Below are 4,377 nucleotides of genomic sequence, written 5' to 3' on the forward strand. Positions count from 1 at the left end.
GTCTTATTCTGGCTCGCGACGGCGGTTCTGCTGGCGCTGTTCCTCTATGTCTTCTCGGGCATCCTCCTGCCTTTCGTCGCCGGCATGGTGCTCGCCTATTTCCTCGATCCGGTTGCCGACTGGCTGCAGCGGCTCGGCCTCTCGCGCCTTATGGCGACGGTGGTCATCCTGATCGCCTTCATCGTCGTCGTGGTGCTGGCCTTCGTCATCCTGGTGCCGGTGCTGGCCACCCAGATGGCCGATTTCGCCCGCAAGCTGCCGGAATATCTCACGCGCCTGCAGTCGCTGCTCACCAGCTTCGACCCGAAATGGCTGGAGCAGCGTTTTGGCGTCAACGCCGCCGGCCTGCGCGACGGGCTGAACTCGCTGTTGACCTCCGGTTTCAGCCTGCTCACCACCGTCTTCACCTCGATCTGGAGCTCCGGCGTGGCGCTGGTCTCGGTGGTCAGCCTGTTCGTCGTCACCCCGGTCGTGGCCTTCTACATGCTGCTCGACTGGGACCGCATGGTGGCCGAGGTCGACGGCTGGGTGCCGCGCGACCATGTCGAGACGGTGCGCGCGCTTGCCCGCGACATCAACACCGCCACGGCCGGCTTCGTGCGCGGGCAGGGCACGCTATGCCTTGTGCTCGGCGCCATGTATGCCACCGGGCTGACGCTGACCGGATTGAACTTCGCCATCCTCATCGGCTTCTTCGCCGGGGTGATCTCCTTCATCCCCTATGTCGGCTCGCTGACCGGGCTGGTGCTGGCCATCGGCGTCGCCTTCGTCCAGTTCTGGCCGGACTGGACCATGGTGGTGCTGGTTGCCTGCGTGTTCTTCGTCGGCCAGTTCATCGAGGGCAATATCCTGCAGCCCCGACTGGTCGGAAAGAGCGTCGGCCTGCATCCGGTGTGGCTGATGTTCGCGCTGTTTGCCTTCGGCGCGCTGTTCGGCTTCGTCGGCCTGTTGATTGCCGTGCCGGCCTCGGCGGCGATTGCCGTGCTGGTGCGCTTCGCCATCGCCCGCTATCTCGAATCGCCGCTCTACAAGGGTCACGCCACAGGGCCCGTGCCGCCATTGCCGGCCGATCGCGGCGGCGGCCACCGTTCGAAGCGGGGCTGACATGGCTGCTCAGCCAGCAGATACGCCGCGTCAGCTGCCGCTCGATCTCGGCCACGGCACCGGCTATTCGCGCGACGAGCTCGTCGTGTCGGGCACCAACGCGCAAGCCGCATCGCTGATCGACCGCTGGCCGGACTGGCCGTCGCCGGTGGTCGTGCTGGCCGGGCCGCCCGGCTCGGGCAAGACGCATCTCGCCCGGATATGGCAGGAGCGGGCGCATGCCGTCGCCATCGAGCCGGGCCGGATCGGCGAGCACATCGCCGGCCTGGGCATGAGGCCGGCGCTCATCGACGACGTCGACAAGACGGCGATCGATGAGCAGGGCCTGTTTCACCTGATCAACGAAGTGCGCGGCGCGGGCTCGACGCTGCTGCTTACGGCGCGGCGTTTCCCCTCGGCCTGGCGCGTCACGCTCCCCGACCTCGTCTCGCGGCTGAAAGCGGCGGCGACGATCGAGATCCACGAGCCCGACGATCTGCTGCTTGCCGGCGTCATCACAAAGCTGTTCGCCGACCGCCAGGTCGAGGTCGAGCCGCATGTGGTGCAATATCTGGTGCGCCGCATCGAGCGTTCGCTCGGCACCGCCATGCGTGTCGTCGAGCGCCTCGACCGCGCCGCGCTTGAGCGCAAGACGCCGATCACCCGGGCGCTCGCGGCGGAGACGGTCAGCGCTATGGACGAGGGGCAGGGCGAGTTCGATATCTAGGCCTTTCCCTTCTCCCCTTGCGGGAGAAGGTGGCCGCTAAGCGGCCGGATGAGGGGTGCTCCAGGGAAAGCCGACGTCTCACTCCGCTGGAATACCCCTCATCCGTCTCGGCGCTGCGCACCGATCCACCTTCTCCCACAAGGGGAGAAGGGAAAAATTACGCCCATAGCCCGGCCAGATGCCGAGCCAAAAGATACACGCCCGTATGCGCCGCGATGTAACAGGCGGCGACAAGGACGAAGACCATCAGGCCGGCGGACCGCGACCGGGCGACGCCGCTCTGCCGCTTGCTCGGCCGGTTGTTCCAGACCCACAGAGCGGCGCACAGGATTGCCCAGGCGACCATGACCGGAACCGCGAAGCCGTAATAGGCCAGGTAGGCCGGACCGATCAGCGACAGCAGCGCCTCGAGCACGGGCATCGACAATCCCCCTTTGTCCGAAGTCTAGACCGGTGACAAAGTTGGGAGCGAGGGGGATTGTTCGAGCCGCGTCCCGGCTTGTGCGGCATCTGTGGGAGCGTGCGGCGTAGCCGTCCCATTCCGGAACAGTCTTTCCGGCATCAGTCTTGCAACACCGACAGTGCCGGTTGATCCCGGCCCCGGTCGCGTTCCAGATCGGGTTGTAGGCTCGCCGGGCTTGAGGTTGTTGGGGACTCGCCCGGCGGGTTTACCCGTCTCCGTGTTCACACCACAGGTTTGATTTCAACCCGGACGGGACTGTTGGGGATCGGCACTCAGCCCGTGCTGCCGTGTCTGGCGAGCAGGCGTAGCACCTGAACGCTGTTGGGCAACTCGATGAGAAATTCCTCGTCACGGTCTAGATGGTGGATCTTGGTGGGATCGCCGCCGGTGAAGCGCGCCATTGCCTCGTTATTCTCCCAATAGGAGATTGTCATGAACTCCGAATAGGTCGGCGTGTCCTCGCGGAAGGTCTGGACACCGAGCGCCTTCTCGATCAGCGGCTTGATGCCGACCTCGTAGTTGTAGGCCTCATATGCGTCGGCTTTGTCGGGCAAGGTTCTGCCGCGCCAGATGCGCGCGATGGTCGGAGTTTTCGCATTGCCGGTCATGGCAACCGAAACTTGCGAAGGCTGACATGGTTCCAGGAGAGTGAGGCCAAGAGCCCTTCTGGTCAGGCCCTGGGCCGCTAGACCGGCACGGCAATTTTTTGGGGGAAAGCGATGGTCGGAGTGGCGTGATTCGAACACGCGACCCCCTGATCCCAAATCAGGTGCGCTACCAGGCTGCGCTACACTCCGACGTCCCGCGGCGTATAGGGGGCGCACGCCCGGAAGGCAACACAAAAACAGAGCGCGGTTCGATCCGGCCGATGATGCTGTCCAGGCAGCCTAGAGATCGACCTTGGCGACGTTGTCCTTGTACTCCTCCTTCGGATCGTAGCCGAGCAGCATCTTGATACCGGAGACGACGCTGGAGGCGTCGAGCCAAATCTCGGCCTGTTCAGCCTCGAAGCGAAGCAGCGTCAGCTTCGGATCGTCCCTGCCGCCTTCGAACCACGCTTCCACGTAGCGGTTCCACAGCCGGTCGATCACGACCCGGTCGTTATCGATCTGCAACCGGCCTTGCACCGTTGCAAAAAGGTCATGACCCTTGGATACAAACGTCGCCGTTGCCTGGCTGCCGGAGGAAAGTCCAAGCACAAGCTCGGTTTCCCTGGCGGTGAAGAACCAGATCGGGCCCCTGGCCTCGGCTTCCAGTTGCGCCGTCATGGGGCGCGGGATGATGTTCGAGCCGTCAAGCCCGATCATCATTGTCATATCCGATTTCAGGGCTTTCCAGAATTTTGCTTCGAGCTCATCGGGCGTCGGCATCTCGCTTCCTTTCATCAGAGAAAGGCAAACGACCGACCGTCTTGTCTGTTCCTTGTAGCGCGCTCAGCTCTTCAGGCCAGTGATCTTCCTGGCGATCGCCGCGGCCTGGATTGTTGAGTTGGCGAAGCAGCCGCGAATGCTGGGCCGCATGCCGGTGAACCAGAGCCCGGGCAGCTTCGGGTCGTTTGCGGCGCCGTTGAACAGCGGCACGCCCTTGGCGTCGAGCACGCCGAGCTTGCCCAGCATCGGTTCCAGTCCAGTGCGGTAGCCGGTGGCGGCGATGACGATGTCGGGCGCTATTCGCTGGCCATTGTCGAGCACGACGCCGTCGCGCCTGAATGCGCGCAACTGCGGCACGACGATGATGCGCCCGGCCTTGATGGCCTCGACCGCGCCGTCGTCGGCCGCGATCGCGGTATAGTCGGAGCCGAGCCGGCTGGCGCCGCCCGACGGGGCAGGGGGCAGGCCGTATTTCGTCAGATCTCCGAACACCAGGCGCTGCGTTGCCGCCATGACCGCGTCGGCGAGCCATGTGGGCAGGTTGGCCATGAGCGGCGATATGCGGTGCACCGCGATCTTGCCGATGCGCTTGGGCAGCAGCGAAGGTCCGTTGCGCGCCGAAAGCCAGATCTGGCCGGTCTCGACACGGGAAAGATGGTTGAGCGCATCGAAGCCGGAATTGCCGGCGCCGACCACCAGCACCTTCTTGCCGGCATAGTCGCTTGCCTTTCCGA

The 4,377-nt window shown here is 64.7% G+C and carries 5 protein-coding genes, 1 tRNA gene and 1 pseudogene; 2 read left to right on the forward strand and 5 right to left on the reverse strand.

Features of this window, described 5'->3' with window-relative positions; genetic code table 11:
• A partial coding sequence (locus tag EOA24_RS28790) for an AI-2E family transporter (protein WP_245501876.1) occupies positions 1 to 1,104 on the forward strand: 1,104 nt, incomplete at its 5' end.
• 1 nt (position 1,105) lies between these two features.
• Entirely contained in the window at positions 1,106 to 1,810 is a 705-nt protein-coding gene (gene hdaA / locus EOA24_RS28795; RefSeq protein ID WP_126078164.1) for a DnaA regulatory inactivator HdaA, read from the forward strand.
• A 157-nt stretch (positions 1,811 to 1,967) separates the two neighbouring features.
• Here the strand turns inward: hdaA and EOA24_RS28800 are convergent, their stop codons facing one another.
• The 5 genes and pseudogenes from EOA24_RS28800 to EOA24_RS28820 all read right to left on the reverse strand — a co-directional run.
• Positions 1,968 to 2,231, reverse strand: a complete 264-nt coding sequence (locus EOA24_RS28800; RefSeq protein ID WP_126078163.1) for a hypothetical protein — start codon at positions 2,229 to 2,231, stop codon at positions 1,968 to 1,970.
• Positions 2,232 to 2,545: 314 nt separating this feature from the next.
• Positions 2,546 to 2,881 (reverse strand): hypothetical protein, encoded by a 336-nt coding sequence (locus EOA24_RS28805; RefSeq protein ID WP_126078162.1) that lies wholly within the window; start codon positions 2,879 to 2,881, stop codon positions 2,546 to 2,548.
• 112 nt (positions 2,882 to 2,993) lie between these two features.
• Positions 2,994 to 3,070 (reverse strand) — tRNA-Pro (locus tag EOA24_RS28810).
• Between the two features lie 90 nt (positions 3,071 to 3,160).
• Positions 3,161 to 3,643, reverse strand: coding sequence for a pyridoxamine 5'-phosphate oxidase family protein (locus tag EOA24_RS28815; RefSeq protein ID WP_126078161.1), 483 nt, complete (start codon positions 3,641 to 3,643; stop codon positions 3,161 to 3,163).
• Positions 3,644 to 3,706: 63 nt separating this feature from the next.
• Positions 3,707 to 4,377 (reverse strand): annotated as a pseudogene (locus EOA24_RS28820) (NAD(P)/FAD-dependent oxidoreductase); the annotation flags it as partial.

The sequence above is a fragment of the Mesorhizobium sp. M2A.F.Ca.ET.039.01.1.1 genome (assembly GCF_003998035.1).
GTDB lineage: Bacteria > Pseudomonadota > Alphaproteobacteria > Rhizobiales > Rhizobiaceae > Mesorhizobium.